Origin of the sequence: Streptomyces griseoloalbus (assembly GCA_014650015.1) — a bacterium.
GTDB classification, from domain to species: Bacteria; Actinomycetota; Actinomycetes; order Streptomycetales; family Streptomycetaceae; genus Streptomyces; species Streptomyces griseoloalbus.
In genome coordinates this window covers 1-24,402 of sequence record BMUD01000026.1, presented here as the reverse complement: position 1 = coordinate 24,402, position 24,402 = coordinate 1, and the positions used below count along the sequence as shown (strand labels likewise).

General features: G+C 70.6%; 25 protein-coding genes and 1 tRNA gene. 1 reads left to right on the top strand and 25 read right to left on the bottom strand.

All coding sequences use genetic code 11. The features are described 5' to 3' along the window. Positions 1 to 34: 34 nt before the first annotated feature. From prmC to IE178_RS29535, 11 genes are all read right to left on the bottom strand, one after another. Positions 35 to 880 (bottom strand): peptide chain release factor N(5)-glutamine methyltransferase, encoded by an 846-nt coding sequence (gene prmC / locus IE178_RS29585; protein WP_184764567.1) that lies wholly within the window; start codon positions 878 to 880, stop codon positions 35 to 37. 28 nt (positions 881 to 908) lie between these two features. After that, on the bottom strand, positions 909 to 1,976 hold the full coding sequence (prfA, locus tag IE178_RS29580) for a peptide chain release factor 1 (RefSeq protein WP_184764568.1): 1,068 nt from the start codon (positions 1,974 to 1,976) through the stop codon (positions 909 to 911). A gap of 328 nt (positions 1,977 to 2,304) precedes the next feature. After that, positions 2,305 to 2,526 carry a 50S ribosomal protein L31 gene (rpmE, locus tag IE178_RS29575; protein ID WP_145867232.1) on the bottom strand — a complete coding sequence of 74 codons (222 nt, stop codon included), beginning with the start codon at positions 2,524 to 2,526 and terminating at the stop codon, positions 2,305 to 2,307. A 171-nt stretch (positions 2,527 to 2,697) separates the two neighbouring features. Continuing rightward, positions 2,698 to 3,810, bottom strand: a complete 1,113-nt coding sequence (locus IE178_RS29570; RefSeq protein ID WP_193514425.1) for an LCP family protein — start codon at positions 3,808 to 3,810, stop codon at positions 2,698 to 2,700. Between the two features lie 325 nt (positions 3,811 to 4,135). Next, positions 4,136 to 6,211 carry a transcription termination factor Rho gene (gene rho, locus IE178_RS29565; RefSeq protein WP_193514424.1) on the bottom strand — a complete coding sequence of 692 codons (2,076 nt, stop codon included), beginning with the start codon at positions 6,209 to 6,211 and terminating at the stop codon, positions 4,136 to 4,138. A 420-nt stretch (positions 6,212 to 6,631) separates the two neighbouring features. Next, on the bottom strand, positions 6,632 to 7,549 hold the full coding sequence (gene thrB / locus IE178_RS29560) for a homoserine kinase (protein WP_193514423.1): 918 nt from the start codon (positions 7,547 to 7,549) through the stop codon (positions 6,632 to 6,634). A 576-nt stretch (positions 7,550 to 8,125) separates the two neighbouring features. After that, a complete protein-coding gene (thrC, locus tag IE178_RS29555; RefSeq protein ID WP_184817797.1) occupies positions 8,126 to 9,184 on the bottom strand; it encodes a threonine synthase in 1,059 nt (352 codons plus the stop codon). Between the two features lie 6 nt (positions 9,185 to 9,190). Next, the gene (locus IE178_RS29550) at positions 9,191 to 10,483 is read right to left on the bottom strand and encodes a homoserine dehydrogenase (protein WP_184764573.1); all 1,293 of its coding nucleotides are present in this window, start codon (positions 10,481 to 10,483) and stop codon (positions 9,191 to 9,193) included. Between the two features lie 155 nt (positions 10,484 to 10,638). Next, a complete protein-coding gene (lysA, locus tag IE178_RS29545) occupies positions 10,639 to 12,030 on the bottom strand; it encodes a diaminopimelate decarboxylase (protein ID WP_193514422.1) in 1,392 nt (463 codons plus the stop codon). A 22-nt stretch (positions 12,031 to 12,052) separates the two neighbouring features. After that, positions 12,053 to 13,147, bottom strand: a complete 1,095-nt coding sequence (gene nrtL / locus IE178_RS29540; protein WP_193514421.1) for an ArgS-related anticodon-binding protein NrtL — start codon at positions 13,145 to 13,147, stop codon at positions 12,053 to 12,055. A gap of 98 nt (positions 13,148 to 13,245) precedes the next feature. Further along, on the bottom strand, positions 13,246 to 13,749 hold the full coding sequence (locus tag IE178_RS29535; protein ID WP_193514420.1) for a response regulator: 504 nt from the start codon (positions 13,747 to 13,749) through the stop codon (positions 13,246 to 13,248). A 127-nt stretch (positions 13,750 to 13,876) separates the two neighbouring features. Here IE178_RS29535 and IE178_RS29530 point away from each other — a divergent pair. Beyond that, positions 13,877 to 13,948, top strand: a tRNA-Arg gene (locus tag IE178_RS29530). A 233-nt stretch (positions 13,949 to 14,181) separates the two neighbouring features. On the opposite strand, the gene IE178_RS29525 is transcribed toward IE178_RS29530, so the two are convergent. The 14 genes from IE178_RS29525 to IE178_RS29460 all read right to left on the bottom strand — a co-directional run bounded on the left by IE178_RS29525 (position 14,182) and on the right by IE178_RS29460 (position 24,029). Then, a complete protein-coding gene (locus tag IE178_RS29525; RefSeq protein WP_193514419.1) occupies positions 14,182 to 15,588 on the bottom strand; it encodes a tyrosine-type recombinase/integrase in 1,407 nt (468 codons plus the stop codon). Beyond that, positions 15,585 to 15,779: a helix-turn-helix transcriptional regulator gene (locus IE178_RS29520; RefSeq protein WP_193514418.1), complete on the bottom strand. Its 195-nt coding sequence runs from the start codon at positions 15,777 to 15,779 to the stop codon at positions 15,585 to 15,587. The genes IE178_RS29525 and IE178_RS29520 overlap by 4 nt, the downstream gene beginning before the upstream one ends. Then, positions 15,755 to 17,116 (bottom strand): replication initiator, encoded by a 1,362-nt coding sequence (locus IE178_RS29515; protein ID WP_193514417.1) that lies wholly within the window; start codon positions 17,114 to 17,116, stop codon positions 15,755 to 15,757. Before IE178_RS29515 ends, IE178_RS29520 begins: the two co-directional genes overlap by 25 nt. 119 nt (positions 17,117 to 17,235) lie before the next feature. Then, positions 17,236 to 17,565, bottom strand: a complete 330-nt coding sequence (locus IE178_RS29510; RefSeq protein WP_193514416.1) for a SpdD-like protein — start codon at positions 17,563 to 17,565, stop codon at positions 17,236 to 17,238. 20 nt (positions 17,566 to 17,585) lie between these two features. Continuing rightward, complete coding sequence (locus tag IE178_RS29505; protein WP_193514415.1) at positions 17,586 to 17,741, bottom strand: hypothetical protein; 156 nt, start codon at positions 17,739 to 17,741, stop codon at positions 17,586 to 17,588. 15 nt (positions 17,742 to 17,756) lie between these two features. Next, complete coding sequence (locus IE178_RS29500; RefSeq protein WP_145868410.1) at positions 17,757 to 17,936, bottom strand: mobile element transfer protein; 180 nt, start codon at positions 17,934 to 17,936, stop codon at positions 17,757 to 17,759. Between the two features lie 15 nt (positions 17,937 to 17,951). Next, positions 17,952 to 18,659, bottom strand: a complete 708-nt coding sequence (locus tag IE178_RS29495; RefSeq protein WP_193514414.1) for a DUF2637 domain-containing protein — start codon at positions 18,657 to 18,659, stop codon at positions 17,952 to 17,954. 22 nt (positions 18,660 to 18,681) lie between these two features. Continuing rightward, positions 18,682 to 18,894 carry a hypothetical protein gene (locus IE178_RS29490; RefSeq protein WP_145868412.1) on the bottom strand — a complete coding sequence of 71 codons (213 nt, stop codon included), beginning with the start codon at positions 18,892 to 18,894 and terminating at the stop codon, positions 18,682 to 18,684. Positions 18,895 to 18,976: 82 nt separating this feature from the next. Continuing rightward, on the bottom strand, positions 18,977 to 20,338 hold the full coding sequence (locus IE178_RS29485; RefSeq protein WP_193514413.1) for an FtsK/SpoIIIE domain-containing protein: 1,362 nt from the start codon (positions 20,336 to 20,338) through the stop codon (positions 18,977 to 18,979). A gap of 5 nt (positions 20,339 to 20,343) precedes the next feature. Then, entirely contained in the window at positions 20,344 to 20,691 is a 348-nt protein-coding gene (locus IE178_RS29480) for an SCO3933 family regulatory protein (RefSeq protein WP_193514412.1), read from the bottom strand. A 178-nt stretch (positions 20,692 to 20,869) separates the two neighbouring features. Next, positions 20,870 to 21,691, bottom strand: a complete 822-nt coding sequence (locus tag IE178_RS29475) for an integrase (protein ID WP_193514411.1) — start codon at positions 21,689 to 21,691, stop codon at positions 20,870 to 20,872. Further along, positions 21,688 to 22,539 (bottom strand): sigma factor-like helix-turn-helix DNA-binding protein, encoded by an 852-nt coding sequence (locus tag IE178_RS29470; protein ID WP_193514410.1) that lies wholly within the window; start codon positions 22,537 to 22,539, stop codon positions 21,688 to 21,690. Before IE178_RS29470 ends, IE178_RS29475 begins: the two co-directional genes overlap by 4 nt. Positions 22,540 to 22,714: 175 nt before the next feature. Beyond that, positions 22,715 to 23,104 (bottom strand): ATP-binding protein, encoded by a 390-nt coding sequence (locus IE178_RS29465; protein ID WP_193514409.1) that lies wholly within the window; start codon positions 23,102 to 23,104, stop codon positions 22,715 to 22,717. A 97-nt stretch (positions 23,105 to 23,201) separates the two neighbouring features. Then, the gene (locus tag IE178_RS29460; protein WP_318280316.1) at positions 23,202 to 24,029 is read right to left on the bottom strand and encodes a helix-turn-helix domain-containing protein; all 828 of its coding nucleotides are present in this window, start codon (positions 24,027 to 24,029) and stop codon (positions 23,202 to 23,204) included. Positions 24,030 to 24,402 lie beyond the last annotated feature (373 nt).

The following is a 24,402-nucleotide window of genomic DNA, read 5'->3' as shown; positions in this document are numbered from 1 at the left end:
ACGTGCTGCTGGGGGGTAGAAGTATCCAGGCTGCTCACGGCAACGCCTTGCGTGCGGTGGCGAACCGGGGGCGGTTGTTCAGATCGGGGTGGTCGGCGGCGTCGGTCCAGCCGCGGTCCTCGGCGAAGATCCACGGCACCTGGCCGCCCTGGGTGTCGGCGTGCTCCACGACGACCACCCCGCCGGGGCGCAGCAGCCGGTGCGCGGTGCGCTCCAGGCCGCGGATCAGGTCGAGGCCGTCCTCGCCGGAGAACAGGGCCAGGTCGGGGTCGTAGTCGCGGGCCTCCGGGGCGACGTACTCCCACTCGGTGAGCGGAATGTACGGCGGGTTGGAGACGACCAGGTCGACCTGACCGTCGAGGTCCGGGAAGGCCGTCAGGGCGTCTCCCTGGCGCAGCTCGACCCGTGACCCCTCCATGTTCTTGCGGGTCCACCGCAGGGCGTCCTCGGACAGCTCCACGGCGTACACGCGCGAGCGCGGCACCTCCTGGGCGAGGGCCAGCGCGATGGCACCCGAGCCGGTGCACAGATCGACGATGCACGGCTCGACGACGTCCATCGCGCGGACGGCGTCTATGGCCCACTCGACCACCGACTCCGTCTCCGGGCGCGGTACGAACACCCCGGGCCCGACCTGGAGTTCCAGGTAACGGAAGTAGGCGTGCCCGGTGATGTGCTGGAGCGGTTCGCGGGCCTCACGGCGGGCGATGACCTCCCAGTACCGGGCGTCGAAGTCGGCGTCCTTCACGTGGTGCAGCTCGCCGCGCTTGACGCCGTGCACGAACGCGGCGAGTTCCTCCGCGTCGGTGCGCGGCGAGGGAACGCCGGCGTCGGCGAGCCGCTGGGTGGCCTGGGCCACCTCGGCGAGCAGCAGGTTCACGCTGGTCCCTCCGGACTGTGTACGGACATCACGCGGCGGCGAGCTTGGCGGCCGAGTCCGCGTCGACGCAGGCCTGGATCACCGCGACGAGGTCGCCGTCCAGGACCTGGTCCAGGTTGTACGCCTTGAAGCCGACGCGGTGGTCCGAGATACGGTTCTCCGGGAAGTTGTACGTGCGGATCTTCTCGGAGCGGTCGACGGTACGGACCTGGCTGCGACGGGCGTCGGCGGCCTCCCTCTCCGCCTCCTCCTGCGCCATGGCCAGCAGCCTGGAGCGCAGGATACGCAGTGCCTGCTCCTTGTTCTGCAGCTGGCTCTTCTCGTTCTGGCAGGAAGCGACCACTCCGGTCGGGATGTGCGTGATGCGCACGGCGGAGTCGGTGGTGTTGACGGACTGCCCGCCCGGCCCGGAGGACCGGTAGACGTCGATGCGCAGGTCGTTCGGGTTGATCTCGACGTCGACCTCCTCCGCCTCGGGGGTCACCAGGACGCCCGCCGCGGAGGTGTGGATACGGCCCTGGGACTCGGTGGCCGGCACGCGTTGCACGCGGTGCACGCCGCCCTCGTACTTCAGCCGCGCCCACACGCCCTGTCCGGGCTCGATCTGGCCGCGGGCCTTCACGGCGACCTGCACGTCCTTGTAGCCGCCCAGCTCGGACTCGGTGGCGTCGATGATCTCGGTCTTCCAGCCGACGCGCTCGGCGTAGCGCAGGTACATGCGCAGCAGGTCGCCGGCGAACAGGGCGGACTCGTCGCCGCCCGCGCCCGCCTTGATCTCGAGGATGACGTCCTTGTCGTCGCTGGGGTCGCGCGGGACCAGCAGCAGGCGCAGCTTCTCGGTGAGCTCGTCGCGGTGCCGCTCCAGGTCCTTGACCTCGGCGGCGAATTCGGGGTCGTCGGCGCCCAGTTCGCGCGCGGTCTCGATGTCGTCGCCCGTCTGCTTCCAGGAGCGGTACGTGGCGACGATCGGGGTGAGCTCGGCGTACCGCTTGTTCAGCTTGCGCGCGTTGGCCTGGTCGGCGTGGACCGACGGGTCGGCGAGCTTCTTCTCCAGGTCGGCGTGCTCGGCGACGAGTTCCTCGACGGCCTCGAACATCTTGGGCTCCTGCTGGTACGTGGGTGAAGGGGCGGGCGACCAAAAACGCCGGTCCCGGCCTGCCCCCGGGCGGGGACGCGGCCGTGGACCGGCGCTAGGGCCTGCCCGGCGGATCAGGTCGGAGGAGATCCGCCGTACCTCTTAGTGCCGGTGAGCGGGGCCTGGTGCGTGCAGCTGCAAGGCGGAGGAAGGAGTCGACGCGGAGCGATCGGGGTCCCTCCCGCTTGAGCGAAGCCGAAAGTGGGGGAGACTGACGACAACGCCGCAGAAGTGCGTGCCAGGCCCCGCGTCTCCGACAGGATCCGCCGGGCAGGCCCTAGGAGGCTCGCTACTTCTTGGAGCCGGCGGCCTTGCCGAAGCGGGCCTCGAAGCGGGCCACACGGCCACCGGTGTCGAGGATCTTCTGCTTGCCCGTGTAGAACGGGTGGCACTCGGAGCAGACCTCGGCGCGGATGGCACCGGAGGAGATCGTGCTGCGGGTGGTGAACGACGCGCCGCAGGTGCAGCTGACCTGCGTCTCGACGTACTCGGGGTGGATGTCGCGCTTCAAGGTGTCTCCTAGGTTTCGGGAGGGCGCCGGGTCGCTGCCGCGGGGTGCGGAGGCGTGAACCGGAGCCGACGTACCAGTCTGCCAGGACTGGGGCCCTCTCCCAAAACCGGGGGTTGCCGCCGATTGTTCCCTGCGGGCCGCTGGGAGTCGTTCGCGCGGTTCCCCGCGCCCCTACGTGGTGTTCACGACACCCTTCGCCTCACCCGCGGCCGTGTCCTCGGTGGCGCTCTTCGGGATCGGCTCGTCGTTCCGTAGGGCGTCCCAGACCAGCTGGGCCTTGTCCGTCAGGGGCAGGACGCGGTTGAGGTCGGCCGGGTCGTACCGGACCGGCATGGTGACCATGTGCAGGTGGGCGGGGCCGATGCCCTTCAGGCCGTTGGCGAAGGACATCAGGGCGTTCACCGAGCCCAGGCCGGAGTCGGTGGTGACGGCCTTGGTGGCGCTGTCGGCGAGGTCGTACAGCCTCTTGGGGTCGGTGAAGACGCCGACCTCCCCGACCTGCTGGACGAGGGCCCTGACGAAGGCCTGCTGGAGCTGGATGCGGCCGAGGTCGGAGCCGTCGCCGACGCCGTGCCGGGTGCGGACCAGGCCGAGGGCCTGCTCGCCGTCGAGCCGGTGGGTGCCGGCCGCGAGGTCGAGGTGGCTGCCGGGGTCCTCGATGTCCTCGGTGGTGGTGACCTCGACGCCGCCGAGGTCGTCGATGAGCGTCTGGAAGCCGCTGAAGTCGACCTCCAGGTAGTGGTCCATGCGCAGGTCGGTGATCGACTCGACGGTCTTCACCGCGCAGGCCGCGCCGCCCGTGGAGTAGGCGGAGTTGAACATCACGCCGCGCGCCGCGGGGTGCGTGCCGCCCTCGGTGTCGGTGCACTCGGGGCGGTCGATGAGGGTGTCGCGCGGTACGGAGACGACACCGGCCTTCTTGTGGCCCTCGTAGACGTGCACGATCATCGCGGTGTCGGAGCGGGCGCTGCCGTCGTCGGCGCCGCCGCCGAGCTCCTTGTTGCCGCCGGCCCGGGTGTCGGAGCCGAGGACGAGGATGTTCTCGGAGCCGTTGTCCACCTTCTCGGGCCGGTCGGCGCCGAGGACGTGGTCGATGTCGACGCTCTCGAGGTTGCCGTTGAGCTCGAAGTACAGGTATCCGGCGCCGGTGCCGCCCAGGACGACGATGCCCGCGGCGGTCCAGGCCATGACCTTCAGGCCCTTGCCCCCGGGCCGTGCGTCGCGCGGTTTGCGGCGCTGCCCCTTGCCCCCACGGCGCGGACCTGTGGTGCTCTCAGCGGACATCTGCTCCTCAGCTCATCTCCGGCGGTCCCCCTGCACTCGGCGCCGACCAGGCCGGTCACGGCCTGCATGACACCCATCGTCCGCCGTCGGGTCGGACGGGGAAACCCGGCACAGGGTTGCACGGCACTCTGTGCCGTGCCCGGGGGCGATGGAGAGGGAAACGTTCCGGAGGGAGGTCGCGAAAGCCTCACTGACCTGCGGTTTCAGCGGAGGAGGACGTACCGCTCGGCCTCGGCGCCGGCCGGAGACCTTGTGGCGAAGGTCTCGCCGCACGCCGAAGGGCCGCACCCTTCGCGGGAGCGGCCCTTCGGCGTGAGACGGGACGTCAGTCGCCGTTGCCCGGCGTCGGCGTCGTCTTCTGGATCTGCATCAGGAACTCGGCGTTCGACTTCGTCTGCTTCATCTTGTCGAGAAGCAGCTCGACCGCCTGCTGCTGGTCGAGGGCGTGCAGCACCCGGCGCAGCTTCCAGACGATGGCGAGCTCGTCGGGAGCGAGCAGGATCTCTTCCTTACGGGTGCCGGACGCGTCGACGTCCACCGCCGGGAAGATGCGCTTGTCGGCGAGCTTCCGGTCGAGCTTGAGCTCCGCGTTGCCGGTGCCCTTGAACTCCTCGAAGATGACCTCGTCCATGCGGGACCCGGTGTCCACCAGGGCGGTGGCGAGGATGGTCAGCGAGCCGCCGTCCTCGATGTTGCGGGCCGCACCGAAGAAGCGCTTCGGCGGGTACAGGGCGGTCGAGTCGACACCACCGGACAGGATGCGGCCGGAGGCCGGCGCGGCGAGGTTGTACGCACGGCCCAGACGCGTGATCGAGTCGAGCAGGACGACGACGTCGTGGCCCAGCTCCACCAGGCGCTTGGCGCGCTCGATGGCCAGCTCGGCGACCGTGGTGTGGTCCTCGGCCGGGCGGTCGAAGGTCGAGGAGATGACCTCGCCCTTCACCGACCGCTGCATGTCGGTGACCTCTTCCGGACGCTCGTCGACGAGGACGACCATCAGGTGGCACTCGGGGTTGTTGTGGGTGATCGCGTTGGCGATCGCCTGCATGATCATGGTCTTACCGGTCTTCGGCGGGGCCACGATCAGACCGCGCTGGCCCTTGCCGATCGGCGACACGAGGTCGATGATCCGGGTGGTCAGCACGCCCGGGTCCGTCTCCAGGCGGAGGCGGTCCTGCGGGTAGAGCGGGGTGAGCTTGTTGAACTCCGGGCGGCCGCGGCCGTGTTCGGGCGCCATGCCGTTGACGGAGTCGAGGCGGACCAGCGCGTTGAACTTCTCGCGCCGCTCGCCTTCCTTGGGCTGGCGGACCGCGCCGGTGATGTGGTCGCCCTTGCGCAGGCCGTTCTTGCGGACCTGGGCGAGGGAGACGTACACGTCGTTGGGGCCCGGCAGGTAGCCGGAGGTCCGGATGAACGCGTAGTTGTCGAGGATGTCGAGGATGCCCGCGACCGGGATCAGGACGTCGTCCTCGGTGATCTGCGGCTCGGCGGCCATGTCGTCGCGGCCTCGGCGGCCACGGCGGTCGCGGTAGCGGCCGCGACGGCCACGGCGGCCACTCCCGTCGTCGTCGTAACCGTCGTCCTGACGACCGCCGCCGCCCTGCTGGCTCTGCTGGCGGCCCTGGCCGCCGCCCTGGCTCTGCTGCTGGTCGTCGCCCTTGTTGCGGCGGTCGCCGCGGTCACCACGGTCACGGTCACGGTCACCGCGGTCACGCTCGCCGCGGTCACGGTCACCGCGCTCACGGTCGCCGCGGTCACGGCCGCGCTCACGGCGGTCGCGGCGGCGGCCCTCGCCACCGTCGTGGTCGGACTTGGCCTCGCCCTGCTGCGGCTGCTGGGCGGCGGTCTCGGCCTTGGGCTCGGCCTTCGCCTCGACGGTGACCGTCTCGGCCGGGGCGGCCGGGGCGCCGGCGTCGGCGGTGGCGCGGCGGCGGCGGCGCTCGGTGGGAGCGGCCTCCTCGGCCTGCTCGGCCGGGGCGGAGGCCTTCGGGGAGGGCTGGCCCGGAATCTCGATCTGCTGCTGGGCCGCGGCCTTCTCGGCGGAGACCTGCTCGTCCTTGGCGCCGGCCTTCTTCTCGGCGGCCTCGCCCGTACGGGTCCGGGAGGTCGCGCGGCGCTTGGGCTTGGTCTCGGTGGCGGACTCGGCCTTGGCCGGGGCGGTGCCTCCGGCGGCCTGCGCCTCCTTGATGACCTCGATCAGCTGGCTCTTGCGCATCCGCGCGGTGCCCCTGATGCCGAGGCCGGATGCGACCTGTTGCAGCTCGGCCAGCACCATGCCCTCGAGGCCGGTACCGCGGCGCCGCCGGGAGCCGGCACCGGTGGCAGGCGCGGAAGCGTCCGTGGCGGGCGCGGCAGCGGTCTCCTCGACACGTGCGCCCATCAGATCGGTGGTGTCGCTCACGAAGGGTCCTTCCCTGGAGCGGACGTCGGCCTGTCTGGCTCGGCGACCGGTTGTGCTGTCCGGCATCGGTCCTTGCTCTGTGAACCGTGCCGGGGCGGTGGTCCGCCTAAGCGGCGGAAGAGATATCTGGTGATGGCGCTTCCTCGAGCCGTGGCACCCAGTGTCACGTGGCGTGGTCGCACCGGTTCCGGAGCTCCCCCAGAGGGGTTGCCCCCACCGTCGGGCCGTTCAGTGTCCGCGTACGACGTACTGCCCGCATACGAAGCAGAGAACACAGTGCGGCTTGGGGGGCTCCCGGAAGAATGTCTGTCCCGGACGGGGACACGAGGCACCTCGCCATGGTGGGGTCGGGTGCAGACTTGAGATTAACACTACCGGATCCAACAAACATTCCCCCTCTCCAAATCCGGCAACCGTGTGTCACGTGGCGAGCGGAAGCACGCTCGCTCCCCGCGCGTCGAGGCCGAGCCGATTGGCGGCCCAGTCGGTGCCGGCCAGTGCTTCGACCTTGTCGGCGGTGTCCGCGTCGGCCAGCGCCATGACCGTGGGTCCGGCGCCGGAGATCACCGCGGGGATCCCGTCCCCCCGCAGCCGCTCCACCAGGGCGGCGCTCTCGGGCATGGCCGGGGCGCGGTACTCCTGGTGCAGGCGGTCCTCGGTGGCGGGCAGCAGCAGCTCGGGGCGCCTGGTGAGGGCCTCGACGAGCAGGGCGGCACGGCCCGCGTTGGCGGCGGCGTCGACATGCGGCACGGTGCGCGGGAGCAGTCCGCGCGCGGTCTCGGTGAGGACCGGCTTACCCGGCACGAAAACCACCGGAACGATGGAATCGGCGGGCTCCATCCTGATCGCCCGGGCCGAGCCGCCCTCCATCCAGGACAGGGTGAAACCACCCAGCAGACAGGCCGCGACGTTGTCGGGGTGGCCCTCGATCTCGGTGGCGAGCTCGAGGAGCGCGGTGTCGTCGAGCTTGGCGTCGGCCCCTATCGTCACGGCGCGGGCGGCCACGATTCCGGCGCAGATGGCGGCCGAGGAGGAGCCGAGGCCCCGGCCGTGCGGAATGCGGTTGGCGCAGACGATCTCCAGGCCGCGCGGCTGTCCGCCGAGCAGGTCGAAGGCGGTGCGCAGGGAGCGTACGAGCAGATGCCTCTCGTCGCGCGGGAGGGTTTCCTCGCCCTCGCCGGCGATGTCGATGTGCAGCCCGGAGTCGGCCACCCGGACGACCACGTCGTCGTACAGGCCCAGCGCGAGGCCGAGGGCGTCGAAGCCCGGGCCGAGGTTGGCGCTGGTGGCGGGGACGCGCACCCGGACGGCGGCGGCGCGGAACGCGGGACCGGCCATCGCTCGAAGACTCTCCTTGAGCTGCGGGACTGTCGAATGACATTCGATGGACATTCGATGACGTACGAAACCCTGGGGCCGCCGCCGACCGGGGTGGCCGACCGCTTTCCGGGCCGCTCCGGGCCACTTTCCGGACCACGGGGACGACGCACTACCGCGGCATATGCGGCGGGCGGGTTCAGTACAGCCTATCGAAGGAAGGTTCAGTGGCGACATAGGGCGCACGGGAGGCGCACGATGCGTGTCGTAAGCCCCCTGTGCACCCCCTGGGATTGACTTTCCCAGGTGAGCGCACCCTTACGCCGTTTCTGCGGTGGTGTGGTTCCGCTGTCGTGCGTTTCCGCGGACCGCGTGGCCCGGCGCGGCACCCGGCTCGCCGGACCGCGCTGCGCGGCAGGCGGCATGGCGCGGCAGGCGGTGCGATCCGGCAGGCGGTGCGATCCGGACTGCCGAGTGACCCGACCGGCCGGCCGCGTGGTCCGCGGACCGTTCGCGTGGCCCGCAGACCGTTCGCATGGTCCGCAGACCGTTCGCCTGGTCCGCGGACCGCTCGCGTGGTTCGCAGGGCCGCTCGCGCTAGACGAGACCGAGCCGCTCGGCGGCGGTCGCCGCGTCGACGGGGACGGTGACCGGCTGCGGCGCGCCGGCGACGGCCCAGTCCGGGTCCTTCAGGCCGTTGCCGGTGACGGTGCACACGATCCGCTGCCCCGGGTCGACCTTGCCCTGCTCGGCGGCCTTCAGCAGACCGGCGACCGACGCGGCGGACGCGGGCTCGACGAAGACGCCCTCCTGCGAGGCCAACAGGCGGTAGGCGCGCAGGATCTCACGGTCCGTCACCTCGTCGATGGCGCCGCCGGACTCGTCCCGCGCGGCGAGCGCGAAGTCCCAGGAGGCGGGGTTGCCGATGCGGATGGCGGTGGCGATGGTCGACGGGTCCTTGACGACCTCGCCGCGCACGATCGGGGCACTGCCGGACGCCTGGAACCCCCACATGCGGGGCGTCCTGGTGGCGACGCCGTCGGCGGCGTACTCCTTGTACCCCTTCCAGTACGCGGTGATGTTGCCCGCGTTGCCGACCGGCAGCACATGGATGTCGGGGGCGTCGCCCAGCATGTCCACGATCTCGAAGGCGGCGGTCTTCTGCCCCTCTATACGCACCGGATTGACCGAATTGACCAGCGCCACGGGGTAGTTGTCGCTCAGCGCGCGGGCCAGCGTCAGGCAGTCGTCGAAGTTGCCGTCGACCTGGAGGATCTTCGCGCCGTGGACCAGCGCCTGGCCCATCTTGCCGAGCGCGATCTTGCCCTGCGGCACCAGCACGGCGGACACCATCCCGGCGCGCACCCCGTACGCGGCGGCGGAGGCGGAGGTGTTGCCGGTGGAGGCACAGATGACGGCCTTGGCCCCCTCCTCCTTCGCCTTGGAGATGGCCATGGTCATCCCGCGGTCCTTGAAGGACCCGGTGGGGTTCGCGCCCTCGACCTTGAGGTGCACCTCGCAGCCCGTGCGCTCGGAGAGCACCTGCGCGGGCACGAGCGGCGTGCCGCCCTCACGGAGCGTCACGACCGGCGTGGTGTCGGAGACCGGCAGCCGGTCCCGGTACTCCTCGATGATTCCGCGCCACTGGTGGGTCATTGCTGGTTACTCTCCTTCAACCCGCATGATGCTGGCGACACCACGCACGGTGTCGAGATTGCGCAACGCCTCCACGGTCCCGCCGAGGGCCGCGTCGGACGCACGGTGAGTGACGACGACGAGGGAGGCCTCACCGTCCTTGCCCTGCTGGCGCACCGTGTCGATCGAGACACCGTGCTCCGCGAACACGGTCGCGACCTGGGCGAGAACACCCGGTTTGTCGGCCACGTCGAGGCTGATGTGGTAGCGCGTGACGACCTCGCCCATCGACGAGACGGGCAGCGCGGCATACGCGGACTCGCCCGGTCCGGTCGTCCCGCTGATCCGGTTGCGGCCCACGGCGACGAGGTCTCCGAGCACGGCGGAGGCGGTCGGCGCACCACCGGCGCCGGGCCCGTAGAACATCAGCTGCCCGGAGGCGTCCGACTCCACGAAGACGGCGTTGTACGCGCCGCGCACCGAGGCGAGGGGGTGGCTGAGCGGAATCATCGCCGGATGCACCCGCGCGGTGACCGACGCCCCGTCCCCGGCCCGCTCGCAGATGGCGAGCAGCTTGATGGTGCAGCCCATCTCCTTCGCCGAGGCGAAGTCGGCGGCGGTGACCTCGGACATGCCCTCGCGGTAGACGTCGTCGAGGCGCACGCGCGTGTGGAAGGCGATCCCGGCGAGGATGGCGGCCTTCGCGGCGGCGTCGAAGCCCTCGACGTCGGCGGTCGGGTCGGCCTCGGCGTACCCGAGCGCGGTGGCCTCGTCGAGCGCCTCCTGGTAGCCGGCGCCCGTGGTGTCCATCTTGTCGAGGATGAAGTTGGTGGTGCCGTTGACGATGCCGAGCACCCGGTTGACCTTGTCACCGGCGAGCGACTCGCGCAGCGGCCGGATCAGCGGGATCGCGCCGGCCACGGCGGCCTCGTAGTAGAGGTCCTTGCCGTGCTCGTCGGCGGCGGCGTGCAGCGCGGCGCCGTCCTGGGCGAGCAGCGCCTTGTTGGCGGAGACGACGGAGGCGCCGTGCTCGAAGGCGGTGGTGATCAGCGTCCGGGCGGGTTCGATGCCGCCGATGACCTCCACGACGATGTCGAGGTCACCGCGTTTGACGAGGGCGGTGGCGTCGGTGGTGACCAGGGCCGGGTCGATGCCCTCACGCACCTTGTCGGGCCGCCGCACGGCGACCCCGGCGAGCTCCACCGGGGCCCCGATGCGGGCGGCGAGGTCGTCGGCGTGCGTCGTCATGATGCGCGCCACCTCTGAGCCGACCACTCCACAGCCCAGCAGCGCCACCTTCAGCGGACGCGTACGCATCATCCGACCTCGTTTCCTGATTACCGTCTCGGTTGCACCAGTCTCACTCACCGAACGGGACTTTCTGCCCCTGGTCCGGATCGTGAGACGTCTATTTCATTTCTCTGCACCGGGCAGGCCGAAGATCTTCCCGGCGCGTGGGGCGCCGGACTCCCCGGCTACCCGACGTCGAGACGGAGGAGGTCCTCCTCCGTCTCCCGGCGCACGATCACGCGCGCCTCGCCGCCCCCGACGGCGACGACCGGCGGCCGCAGGACATGGTTGTAGTTGCTGGCCATCGACCGGCAGTACGCCCCGGTCGCCGGTACGGCGATGAGGTCACCCGGTGCCAGGTCCCCCGGCAGGAAGGCGTCACGCACCACGATGTCACCGCTCTCGCAGTGCTTGCCGACGACGCGGCACAGCATCGGCTCGGCTTCGGAGCTGCGGGAGACGAGGGCGACGCTGTACTCGGCGTCGTACAGCGCGGTGCGGATGTTGTCCGACATCCCGCCGTCGACGGAGACGTACGTCCGCAGCCCGTCGAGCGGCTTGACCGTGCCGACCTCGTAGAGCGTGAAGGCGGTGGGCCCGACGATGGCGCGCCCCGGCTCGACGGAGATCCGGGGGGTCGTCAGGCGCGCGGCGTCGCACTCCCGGGTGACGATCTCGGTCAGCGCCTTGGCGATCTCGTGCGGCTCACGGGGATCGTCGTCGCTCGTGTACGCGATGCCGAGCCCGCCCCCGAGGTCGATCTCGGGCAGTTCGACCCCGTGCTCGTCCCGGATGTCCTTGAGCAGCCCCACCACCCGGTGCGCGGCGACCTCGAACCCGGACATGTCGAAGATCTGCGACCCGATGTGGGAGTGGATCCCGATGAGCTCCAGCCCGTCCAGCTGCAACGCCCGCCGCACGGCCTCGGCCGCCTGCCCGCCGGCCAGCGGGATGCCGAACTTCTGGTCCTCGTGGGCGGTGGCGATGAACTCGTGCGTGTGCGCCTCGACGCCGACGGTGATACGGATCTGCACCCGCTGCCGCTTGCCGAGCTCCTGGGCGATGTGCGCGACCCGGACGATCTCCTGGAACGAGTCGAGCACGATCCGCCCGACCCCGGCCTCGACGGCCCGGCGGATCTCCGCGGACGACTTGTTGTTGCCGTGGAAGGCGATGCGCTCGACGGGCATCCCGGCGGACAGCGCGGTGGCCAGCTCACCGCCCGAGCACACGTCGAGATTCAGCCCCTCCTCGTGCAGCCACCGCACGACGGCCCGGGACAGGAACGCCTTGCCCGCGTAGAACACGTCGGCGTCATCGCCGAAGGCGGTACGCCAGGCCCGCGCCCGGGCCCGGAAGTCGGCCTCGTCGAGGAAGTAGGCGGGGGTGCCGAACTCCTCGGCGAGCCGCTTGACGTCGATCCCGCCGACGGTGAGCACACCGTCCTGGTTCCGCGTGACGGTCTCGGACCACACCTTGGGGTCGAGCGCGTTGAGGTCGGCGGGCGGTGCGGAGTAGTGCCCCTCGGGAAGGACGTCGGCGTGACGGGGCCCGGCGGGGTGTGCGGAACGGCTCATGTCGGTGTCTCTCTGGACTCTCTCAGAGGTGATCGGGTGCGTCGATGCCGAGCAGGGACAGGCCGCCGGCCAGCACCGTCCCGGCGGCTTCGGCGAGGGCGAGCCGGGCACGGTGGGCGGCCGAGGGTTTCTCCTCACCGAGGGGCAGCACGGCGGGGAGCAGGGGCAGCACGGCGTCGGCGACGGTGACCAGATGCCGGGCGAGCCGGTCGGGCGCGCGGTGGGTGGCGGCGCCCGCGAGGATGCGGGGGTGGTCGGCGAGGACCTGAAGCAGCGGCTGGGCGTCTGCCGCTTCGGGCCCGGGCTCAGGGGCGAATCCGACGTCGACGGCGTTACGGAGGAGGGCCCGGGTGCGGGCGTGGGCGTACCGGACGCGGAAGAGCGGGTTGCTCTCGCGCTGCACCAGGTGCGCGTCACTGATCCGGGGCCGGTCGTGCGGGGCGGGGTGCAGCAGGGCCCACCGGGCGGCGTCCCGGCCGAGGGGAAGCGGGTCGGCGGGCGCGGGGACGGGCCGGACGTCGACGTGGTCCCGGATGCCGATGTCGTCTCCGACGGAGACGTGATCCGCGGGTCCGCCATGGCCGCCATGGCCGTCCATACGGAGGACGACGCCCAGGACGCTTCCCCACTCCGCCGCGGGCGAGCCCTCGCACGTGGCGCGAACCAGGGCGCCCTGGGAACGGAGGAGGCGGGAGAGGACGTCGAGATGGACGACGGCCCGGACCTCGCGGGGCGCGTGGAGTCGGACGACCTGCCCGGCGAGGGCGTCGGAATGTCCGTACCGGGGACCGCGCCGCAGGACCTCGTGGACGAGGGCGGCGGGGGCGCCGCTCCGCAGGCTGATGTTGAGGAACCCCGGTCCGGTGACGACGACGTCGGTGATGCCGCCGCTGCGCAGCAGGTGCGGCCGGAGGATTTCGGCCACACGCCGAGGCGGCTGGCCGGCCGGGCGGGCGAGCTGGAGGGCGACGTTGGTGGCGTAGTCACCGCACCCACCGGGCCCGGGAGGCGCGACCACGACCCGCTCGGGCACGGGCACCGCCACCGCCAGCTCCCCCTCGTCGACGGCACGGCGCACCGCGTGCAGCACGGTGCGGGAGAGCTCGACGGGGGTCACGGGACAAGCGTAGGGGAGGAGGGGGGTGGGTAGGCGAACGGGTTGACCGGCGATTCCGGGATGTGGACGGCCCCGCCGGCCTTCGGGCACCGCCGCTCTCAGCCGCCGGCGTGCCCGGCGGCCGGCTCGGCGTCCCCGGGCCCGCGAACGCGCCCGAGGCGATCCGCGCCATCCCCACGCCGCCCCACGATCAACTGCCGGACGAGCCGGACGAGTTCCCCCGGCTCGAAGGGCTTGGCGAGGAAGGCGTCCACACCGACCTCGAGCCCGCTCTCGACCTCGCACTGGGTACAGGCGCTCACGATGACGAGCGGGAGATCACGCGTACGGGGATCGGCACGCAGCCGAGCGGCCGTCCCGAGCCCGTCGAGCCGCGGCATGACGACATCGAGGGTGACGAGGTCGGGCTGCACCTGATGGACGACTTCCAGACACTCGGCACCATCGGCCGCGGTCACGACCTCGATGCCCTCCAGCTCGAGGTTGACCCTGATCAACTGCCGGATGACCTTGTTGTCGTCCACAACAAGGACCCGGCTCGACGCGCCTGGCACAACTCGAGAGTAGGTGCGGACCGGCCACCGCGTCCGGCGTTTCCCCACTTCCGCCCCGCACGGGCGACTCCCCGCACTCCGAACCGACCGCCCGCCCACCCGGAAAACGGGTTCATGACCACCCCACCGGAACTGGTAGTGTTCTACCCGTCGCCGCGATCACCGCGACCGACACGCCCCCGTAGCTCAGGGGATAGAGCAACGGCCTCCGGAGCCGTGTGCGCAGGTTCGAATCCTGCCGGGGGCACCCCTTGTGAGGTGCCTAAAGACCCCGTCATCAGCGGAAACGCTGAAGCCGGGGTCTTCGCGTTTGTGCAGCCGTGTGCCACTCGGAGCGGCCGTATGTCAGGTGCTGTGGACTATGCGTGGACTGGCCGCAGAGCAAGAATCCGCAGGTCAGACCCGGGAAACGACGAGGCCCCCGGACTGTGGTTCAGGGGCCATCATGCCGCAGGTGCATGTGTCGGGGGTGTGTCGGGATCAGGTTCCGTCGCCGTGCGCGTCTTCTTGATCGTCGCCCTCGCCGAGGAGTTCAGCGATCCGACGGTTGGCGACGTCCTGGCGGCCGTCGAGGCACTTGGCATACCGGCTCAGGAGCACTTCGACGCTGTTGCCCGCGCGCTCCGCAACCTCGGTGGGGTCCACGCCGGCGTTGAGCCAGGAGGAGAGCGCGGCGTGCCGCAAGTCGTACGGCCGAGCAGCCAGCGGCGAGGCCACCTGCTCAGGTGTAAGCGCCAGGTGCCGCGCCTCGTCCCAGACACGCCAGTACGTCGTCGAGGCGACCACTCCCCCGCGTTCGTTGGCGAACAACCGGCCGTCCAGAGCCGTGCCGAATTCTTCAATGTGAGCTCGGAGCATGCGAACGAGGCGGGGCGGAATCGGAACGATGCGGGTCTCGTTCGCGGGCCGGTTCTTGAGACCGCGGTTGTCGTGCACTTCCCCCGTTCCGGTCCAACGCTTGCCGACCGTAGGACGACTCTTCTCCAAGATCAACGAGCCCCACCCCGTGTCCGGCAGTGTGCAATCCGGGCGACGCAGGGCCACGGCTTCCGCCGGCCGCAGCCCACCGAAGTACATACAGGCGAAGAGTGCGACGAGTCGGCGCCCACGGGCCCGACGGTAGCCACCGACGTACGAGACAGCCGCAAGGAGCTCGGCCGCCTGTCGAGGGTTCACCACGACTCGGCGGTCCACTTCCTTGGTCACCTTGGGAAGCTTCCATTTCACGAGCGTGACCGGGTTCTCCGGCAGCTCCCCCAACTCGACCGCATACGCCAGGGCGTTGAAGAGGACGGCCCGCTTGCGCCGCACCGTCTCAGCAGCCGCCGGGGCACCGGAAAGGGTGAGCTTGAGCGAGTCGAGGACGCTGCGAATGTCTGCCGGGTTCTTGAGCGTCGTCAGGGGCAGCGAAGCTTTGCCTACCCACCGGAGGGCGTTCGCGATGTCTACCGGCGGGGTGTTCTCGTCCTCGGTCTGGAGGACGAACGCCCATCCGCGGAGGGCCCGCCGCAACACATCGTCTGCCGGACGACCGGGGCGGTCGCCCAGGAGCTGAGTTGTGACGAGCGTCATCGTCTCGTTCAGGCTGTCGCGGGAGTTCGGAGCCGCGTACGGCCACTTCATGGCCACATACGCCCGTGCGAAGTCATACCAGGTAAGGGACTCTTTGACCGGTGCCATGGAGTCCGGCAGACCGGTTTCCGTGTCGAAGGCCTCCCCCTTCTGTGCAGCCCGGAGCAACTGCGCACGGAAATTGTCAGCGAGCGCCTTGGTCCGGAAGGTCTCGGAGAACGGCGAAGCGTCGCCGACCTTCCACCGCACGTCGTACGACGGCGTTTTGTAGGGCCGCTTGCGAATGCTCCACACCTTCACGTCGTGCGACTTCACGCCGCCTCCCCCAGCCCGTGAAGCCACGCGGTGAAGTCACTGCGCCAGAAGCGGAGCTCGCCGTTCGGAAGCTTGATCGCTTCCGGCGCCTGCCCCAGCTCCCGCCAACGGTAGAAAGTGCGACGGGAGACCCCGCCCAGCTCGGCGAGAACCTGCGGGACAGTCATCAGTTCGTCTCGTCGGCGGTCCATGCGGAGTCTCCTTCCGTGTCGAGGGTGGGTCGGCGTGAGGTTGCGAACCAGGCCTCTGCGGCGGTCAGCCCGGTTCCGGCGAAGCGCCAGTGAGAGAGGACGAGGACGGTGTCCGGGTCGGGCAGCGGGTGGCCGGCTTCAGCCGCGCGTTCGCGGGTGAGCGCTTCGTTGTAGTCGGCGCGTTCCTGGCGGAGGGCGCCGAGGGTGACGGAGTAGGCGCGGGACTTGGTGGAGAAGTGGCCGCGGAAGCCGAGCATGTGGGCCCACTTGCGCAGGCGCAGGTCTTCGAGTTCGGGCAGGGCGCCGAGGTGCCAGCAGGTGAGGATCATGCGCCGGGCGTGGTCGGTGACGCCGGAGCCGATCAGGTCCGTGATCGGGTTACGGATGGGGCGGTCGAGGGTGCCCGCGGTCTCGGCGCCCTTGGTGGCGTACTTGGCGATGTAGGCGGCCACGGCGCGGCTGGACAGTTCCGAGGTGCCCGCGAAGTCAGCCGAGCGGATGGGGCGGATGTCGAGCTGTTCGCCGAAGCGGAAGGCGTACGCGTGGCCGTCGAGGACCGGGCCGGGTGTCTCGGCGAGGCGGGCCGCCGCGCGGATCGCGTCGGTGAGCAGGTCGGTCGTGGCCCAGGGTGGAGGGGCGTCCTCGGCGCCGTCGGGTCCGTCGAGGCGGATGACGGCATGGAAGTGGACGGCGCCGCGCCGCTGGTACTCGGCGACCTTGGCGTACGAGACCTTGAGGCAGTGGCGCAGTGCCGAGCGGCCGATGCCCGCGCGGGAGGCGAGCTGTTGGCGCAGGTAGGTGGTGAAGCGGCCCCACAGTGCCCCGGCGTGCGCGTTCCACAGGACAGCCGCGCGGTAGTCGTAGCGGTCCGGGTCCAAGGGCGTGCCCAGAGCGGGGTCATCGTTCGCGTGGAGGCGTCCGCAGCGGCACCGGCCGCCGCCGGGGCGGTTGTGGACGGGCCCGAAGGACGGGGCCGTGAAGGTGGCGAAGACGCGGGGGTGTTGGGCGACGGCCGGGCTGATGCCTTTGCCGCCGCTCAGGCCGGCCGTGACGAGGTGGAAGGTGTCTTTGCGGTACACCTCGGCGCAGGTGGCGCACCGGGTGGCCCGGCGGTTGTTGCAGCGGATGAGGAGTTGCCCGGCCGGAAGGTCCCGGTCGGCGATCTCGCGGACGATCTCGCCCGTGGCGGCGTGGACGTCGAGCCGGTGGCCTTCCATCCGTACGGGTCGCTCGCAGCCGCCAAGGCGCTGGATCTGTCGGGCGTAGGCGCTCAGGTCGCCATACCGGGCGAGGGACACCAGGTGGCGGACGGCTCCGGCCGGAGCCATGGACTGCATGTGCGGTTTCCTCCTTGCAGAGAAGTCGGGGGTTCCCTGTGCGCAGGCACCCCCGCCCGGCTTGTCGAGGGGGCTAGACAGTGCAGGCAAGCTGGGCGGGCGGGCCAGAGACGAGCGGGTCAGCGGCGGCTCAGAAGAGAGCGCATGACGACGGCGCACACGGCCACGGACGTGGCGGTGATGGCGACGGCGAGGAGCATGGAGACCAGCACGGCGCCGACGACCAGGACCACGGCGGCGCCGCCCCCGACGAGGGCGAGCGCGGTGCCCGGGGTGAGCTGGACGGCCGGACAGGACGGTGCCGGGGGCACCGGAGCCGGGACGGCCGGGGTGACGGCGGTCGGCTCCACAACGGCGGCCGGGGCGACAGCGGTGGGCGGGGCGACAGCGGTGGGCGGGGCAACCAGACCGGTCGGTTGGGGCATGGTGGGGATCTTCGGCCGGAACATCAGCGGGTCTCCCTTCGTGGTTACTTGACGACGATGTCGATGACGGGGGCCAGCAGGCTGTCGGCGAGGAGGTAGCCGCCGAGCAGCAGTGCGGCGATGAGCCACCAGGGCGGGCGGATGAGCTTGATGCCGAGGACCCCGACGACGAGCAGGGCGAGCCAGAGCGGAACGTCCATGGCGGTGGTCTCCTGTCAGGCCGAGCAGCGGTGGGTACGGGCGGCGAGTTCGGCGGCGGCGCGGCTGTCGTACTCGGCGGAGAAGTCGCAGCGGGGCGCGGTGCAGGCGGCCAGGTGCCGGTGCCGGCCGCGGTGGATGTACGAGGCGACGTTCACGGGGCCGATGCGACGGACGTTGCGGAAGCGCGGGTTCACGGTGGTGCTCCTCTCTCAGAGGTGAGCGGCGACGGATGCGGTCATGGAGGGAGGCAGACCCAGCCGGACGCGTACGGCGTCGGGGTCGGCGGGGCGGCCGGTGGTCGAGCGGTGTTCCTCGGCCATGGCCCGGACGCGGTCGACCAGGGCAGGCGGCAGAGCAACGGCGGGAGCGGGCACCGGGGTCGAGGTGGCCACCGGTTCGGCGGCGATGGGCTTGGGGACGGGCTCAGGCTCGGTGAGCGGCGCCGGGAGCGCTTCTCGGTCGGTCGTGTCGTCAGTGGCCGGAGCAGGGCGTGGCTCCGTGTCCCCCGTCCGCGAGGCCGGGACGGTCGGCGCTTCCGGGAGGTGTGGTGCGTGGGCCAGAAGCGTTCCGCCGAAGAAGGCGACGGCGGGCCAGCCGGCGACCACGACGCGGAGCGAGGCGGGGACGTCGTCCAGGTCGAGGAGCCCAGCGGTGGCCACGTTGGCGCCGAGGGAGGCGGCCAGGGCGATGAGGAACCACAGTCGCGGGCCGCCTGCCGCCTGTCCCGCTCGCTGCAACTGCCTCATCCGGCGCCAAGCGGCTACCAGCAGCAGGTCGACGCTGACGGGGTAGGCCCATGCCTTCCAGCCGTTCTGTCCGGCTGCCTCGGCCAGGTCGTGCAGGTGTGAAAAGGACAGGGCGCCCGCGATGACGGCTTGAACGATCACAGCGTCCACGCGGGCCAAGTGGGCTCGCATCGGATCGACTCCTTCCGCTCGCTCAGTCGGCGGGCTTGAGGGCGTCGGCGCGCTCACGGGCGAGGCGGGCCACCTCTGCGGCGTCGGCGTCACCGGGGGTGTGGGCGGCGATGCGCTCCAGGACGTCCGCCTTGCGTTGCATGAGCGCGGCGTGGTCGGCCGGGGTCCGGTCCTGCCGAAACGCGGCCAGATCGGCGATCAGCGCGCTCACCTCGGCGATGGTGGGGCGGGGCATGGGCTTCCTCTCGGTTTCGGGCATGGGCGGGGTAGGGACGTGGCGCGAGACGGTCACGCCGGCCGCAGAAGGGGGAATGCGGCTACTCGGTCGCCAGGCGGGTGGCGGGCACGGCGGCGGAGGACGAGGACGGCGCGGCCGACTCGATGACGGGCCGGAAGGAGTCGAGCCGCGGGAGTTCCGGAACCAGGGCGGCGGTGTCGCGGCAGACGGCTGCCGCGTCATCGAGGGTGAGGTGGGGCGAGCGGACTCGGGACCAGCCGCCGGAAGAGTCTCCGACGACGGCGACACCAGGCCGGTCGGCGGGAATCGAGGTTGCGGCGAGTGCCGCCTCAGGGGAGATGTCGGCGAGCGCCATGTTCGCCGACGACTCGTCGTTGACGCGGTGGCACACCCGGCCGGTCAGCTGAGCGCGCAGCATGGTGGCCCCCTTGCCGAGTTCGGAGCCGAAGCGCTGGCCGCACACCTCCAGGTAGATGCCGGCCGCGCGGCCGAGCTGGGCGATACGGATGAGCTTGGTGACCATGGCATCCCGGCGCTTCTCTTCGTCCTTGCCCGCTGCGAGGAAGAGTTCGGCCACCTCGTCCACGACGACCACGACCGGCACCGGCCGCACGGATTCCGGCAGTCCCCACACGTCCGAGGTGAGCACGGAGTCGGGTCCGGCATCTCCCGAGAGCCCGATCAGGCGGAACCGTGCTTCCATCTCATCCAGCAGGACGTCGAGGAGATTGTTCGCACGGTCCGGGTGGTCGGCGAGCGCGGACAGGCGGGGCGCGAAGGGCGCCAGTTCGACGCCCCATTTGCAGTCGATGCCGACCAGCACGACCGGTTGCCGGGCCAGGCCGCACAGCAGGTTGCGCAGGTAGACGGACTTACCGGACTGTGTGGCGCCGAGGATGAGTTCGTGTGGCACGGTGCGGAAATTCCGTACATGCCACTCGCCGTCCTCCCGCAGTGCCAGCGGCAGCGAGAGCGGTTCAGTCGCCAACCGTCGCCGGGCGGGCCGTACCTCGGCGAGCACGTCCCAGCCGACCAGCCGCAGTTCGAGCCGTCCCGGCTTCGTGGGACGTACGTGCACGGCGTGGGCGCCCCAGGCGTGCCGCAGCCGGTCGGCCGAGGCGGTGAAGTCTTCGGGCGCCTGCCCGGCCGCCATGCGCAGTCGCATCACGAGCCCGGACGCGGTGGGCAGCGGGAACGAGTGGCGAGGAGGGACGGGGGCCGCCTGCCGCCCGATCATCCGGGCGGTGGCCCGGCGAACGGCCGAGGCAGGGACCGTCAGCCCGCACGCGTCCATGGTGGCGCGGTACGAGGCGAGCACTCGGAGCACGGCGACGGGATATCCGACGAGCCACCAGAACAGCACCGGCACACGGCGGCGCACTACCAGCAGCGCGACCACGACCAGCAAGACGGGTAACAGAGTCCGGAAGGTGTCGGTCATGGCGCTCAGCCCCGCACCGGTGCCGGGGCGTCGACCATGACGGCGTCGGCACGGTACGCGATGCCGTGCCGGGCGCGTCCGCCGAACTCGCTCTCCCACGGCCGGGCCACCAGACCGGACAGGATGACCGGCGCGCCCATCACCAGGCCGTCACCGATGCCCTGTTCGGGGACGGTGACTTTCATCATGTCCGAGCCGCCGGCCGCGATGAACACCAACTCCAGGACCATGAGGCGCTGGTTGGTCACCGGGTCCACGGCGACTTCTCCGGTCTGCCGGTCCCTGACCTTGACCTCGGGCAGCTTGGTCACGAGCAGCGTCGCGCCCGAAGTGTCCACGGGGATGACACGCATTTCTGTACCTCACAGGGTTGTTGACGCCGGTCAACCGGCGTGACGCGAACTGAATACCCCCCTAGACAGCCAGGGGAGGCCCACCCTCAACTGTCTAGGGGGGTTGACACCCACCGTAAACCGACGCACCGTCAACTGTCTAGGGGGGTATGCAAGTCCGTCTTGGCGCCCGAAGGCGTTAGGGAAGCTCCCAGTGCAGGACGGTGGCGTCATCCCGCGCCTTGCCGCGCGGCCAACGTCGACCGTCGGGGTCGTCGGCTTCGGCTTCGCGTACGCGGCGGATCAGCTCGTCCGGACCGGAGGAGTCGAGTACAGACAACGCCTTTTGCCAGTCGATGAGTTCGAAGCGGTCGACCAGCCGGGTCGCGCCATCGCTCAGCAGTGAGACGGACGCCAGGTACGACAGCGGCACCGCCCCTGCCAGGGCGTGCTCGGCCGCCCGCGGATCGGGGCCGGCGACCCAGAAGCCGCCCGGACGGTTGCGCAGCCCCGTCAGTGCGTCCCGGAACTCGGCCAGTGCGGCGGAGTGTTCGGGGGAGCCGGTGGGCAGTGCGTCGACTGGCCCACGCAGCCGCCTGCCCACCTCGTCCAGGCGCCGGTCGGTGCGCACGTCAATGCTTCCGTCCGTGCCGGCGAGGAGAAGCGAGGAGTCACCGAGAACGAGGTACTCCAGGACTTCCCCATCAGCCCGTGCGGCGACGACCGTACTGGTCGGACTCGCCCGGTAGGCCAGGTCACAACTGTCCTCGTGCAGCGCCCGGACGAGCCCGATGGAGTCAGCCAGGCAGTCGGTGAGCGGTCGGGCAGGCTGCGTGGTGATGCTGCGCAGCAGCAAGCCGCCCAGCGTTGCCGAGAACCACGCGACACCATGCGCGCACCCGGTCTCGGCCCCGCCGACGCCGGCACCGTCGAGGAGGACGGCAGCGCCGGGAGCGGCGGCCGCGAAGTCTTCGTTTTCCCGGTCCGGGTCGGCAGGCAGCGTGGAGAGGGTGACCCTCACGCCGCTGTCTCCTCGTCGTGCCGGTACAGAGGGCAGAGCAGTTCGACGGACTGTGGTTCGCTGGTCTCTGGGTCGTACTCGACACCCACCAGCGTGGAGAAGCGGTGGTCCCCCACCTGGCCCCACAGCGCGTTGAGGTCGGAGGCGAGCAGCTGCACGACGCCGAGGGAGCCTTGCGTGTGGATACCGGCGATGGCCAGCAGCGAACCGGAGCCGTCCGGGCGTGACAGCCTGCCGAGATACCCGACGTCGTACGGGCGGGCCGGCTCACTGTCCTGGCCCGACCGGTACACGACGCCGGTACGGCGGTCCACCAGGGTCCAGGGCCCGTCTTCCGCTCGCTCCCAGCGCAGTACGGGATCCTGCGCGTACGTCTCCCACATCTCCTGGGACATGCGCGGCCCGCAGACGACGACCAGGCCGTCCCGGTTGAGGTCGATCTCACCGCTCACCGGCACATGCTCCGAGGTGACGTCGAGCCCGTACGACCGCGCCAGGTCTTCCAGACGCTTGCCGGAACTGACGTCGTCCACGGCAACGACCGTCCGCCCGCGTTCGTCGTCACGACGCAACGGGGTAGCGACCGTGACGGCGCCCCTGCCGAGGAAGGCCCCTTCCGGCGCCGGCCCGGTGTGCCGGATCTGGTGAATCCGCCCGCGACTCAGCCCGGCCTTTGCCGCGATCTGCGCATACGACAGCCCTTGCGCATGGAGGTCCTGCACCACACGGCGCCGGAGCCGGGCCAGCTCGGTCACCTCTTGCTGCGCGTCGGCCAACCGAGTCGTGACCTCGCGCAGAAGCCGGTACGGATCATCGATCGCCATGATCCGTTGCAGCTCGTCCGACATGACCTCACCTCCTAGCAGTAACCAGGAGTCTAGGGCCCTAGACGGAATGGGCGGGAGGCGCCGTCCCGACTGAACGCCGATCACGTAGAAGTCGGCCAATCGCCGCGGTACACCCCGAGGACTCACCCGCTACCGCCCACAAAGGAGCCACGACCCGACACCGGGCGGAGCGTGGTCACACGCCCTCCCGCGCGAGATCGGCCCAGACGGACCGCCCTTCGGGCCAGGTCTTCACGCCCCAGTCCTTCGCGCAGGCCGCGATCATCTGCAGCCCGCGGCCGCCCTCTTCATGAGTGCTCGCGTCGCGCAGCTGCGGCACGTGTTCGCCGCCCTGGTCGACCACCTCGATGCGCACGAGGTCATCGCCGAAGTCGATCACCACGAGGAACCAGCCGCCGACCGTGCCGCTCAGCGTGTGCCGCACGGCATTGGTCGCGAGCTCGCTCACGACCAGGACGGCATCGTCGACAGGACCGTGGTCGCTCAGCAGGGCGGCGACGAAGTGACGGGCCCGTGCCACTTCCTCAGCCAGTCCGGGGAAGGCACGGCACCACTTGGAACGCATGGGACTCTCCTCACCTACGTCTAGGGGGCTAGACAGCCCAGCGGCAGAGTATTCCCATGCATCACCAACAGGCCAGGCATCGAGAGGAATTATTCCTCTAAGGAGTGAGGGTGTCTCCCAAGTCGCGGAACTCCTTCATCACCAGCAACAGCAGGTGCCGCGCCTCCTCACCAAAGACAGCAGCCTCCTCGAAGCGGCCGAACGTCTCCTCGTAGGAGGCCAGTTCGTCGGCATCGTCGGAGACCCGCTCACCGCTGAAGCTCTCCACCACGACGGCCCGCTGATCGCACAGCGTGAACCCGTGGCGAGGCAAGACCGGCACCGGTCGGCGCCAGGGGATGATCCCAAGGCGCACAGTGCTCAGACTCTCGACGGCCAGCAACCGGTCGAGCTGGGCCAGCATGAGAGCCGGACTCCCCGGCCAGGTCCGCAACACGGCTTCCGTCAGCACGAACACCGACTCCCGCCCCGGCTCGTACAAGACGCTCTGCCGCTCCACACGGGCAGCGACAGCCCGGCCGACTTTCTCCGGGGTCGCCCTCGGTGCGCTTTCAAAGACGTGCCGGGCGTACTCCGCACTCTGGAGCATGGCCGGGAGAACGACACATTGGAACGAACGCACCAGGCGAGCGGACCGAACCTCTTCATCGACCGTCAGGCCAGCCGGAGCACCACCAGAGACCGGTTGCTCGGTGTCTGACGCAGACTCCACCGCAGCCAAGAGATCACGCACTTCACCCGCAGTCGACTCATCGAGGTCGAGGGCCCGCGAGAGCCGGTCAAGCACATCAGCACTCGGAACCATGCGCCCGGTCTCGACTTTGGACACGGTCGGCTGTCCCACTCCAGCCCGCTGCGCCAACACGGCACCCGTCATGCCGGCCTCTGCACGAAGCCCGCGAAGACGTGCCCCGAGCGTCTTCATCCGCTCCCGCCGTTCACTCCCCATGCCCAGGGTTCTACACCACGCACCAGCAGGAGCCAGGCTCACGAGCCGCATCAACCACCCGGGGCCCGAGCATGATTCAAACTTTCTCTACTGGTTCAAGGCCCGCGCACGGCGCGGGCGCGCGCCGCCTCTGCGGCGCGGCCCGCCTCCTGTCTGCGCCCCGGCTGGCCGCGCCCGGCGGCGCGCTCGGCGGCTGCGGGCATGAAGCGGGGAGACACCCTCTGTGGCTGGGGCGGTCGGCTCCACGGCTTTAGAGGTCGTTCTCTTTCCGAACCTCTTGTGTCATTTCTGCTGGTCAGGTGTGACGTCGTGGCCGCTGCGGAAGTCTCGGCTCGTTACTGGCCGAGAT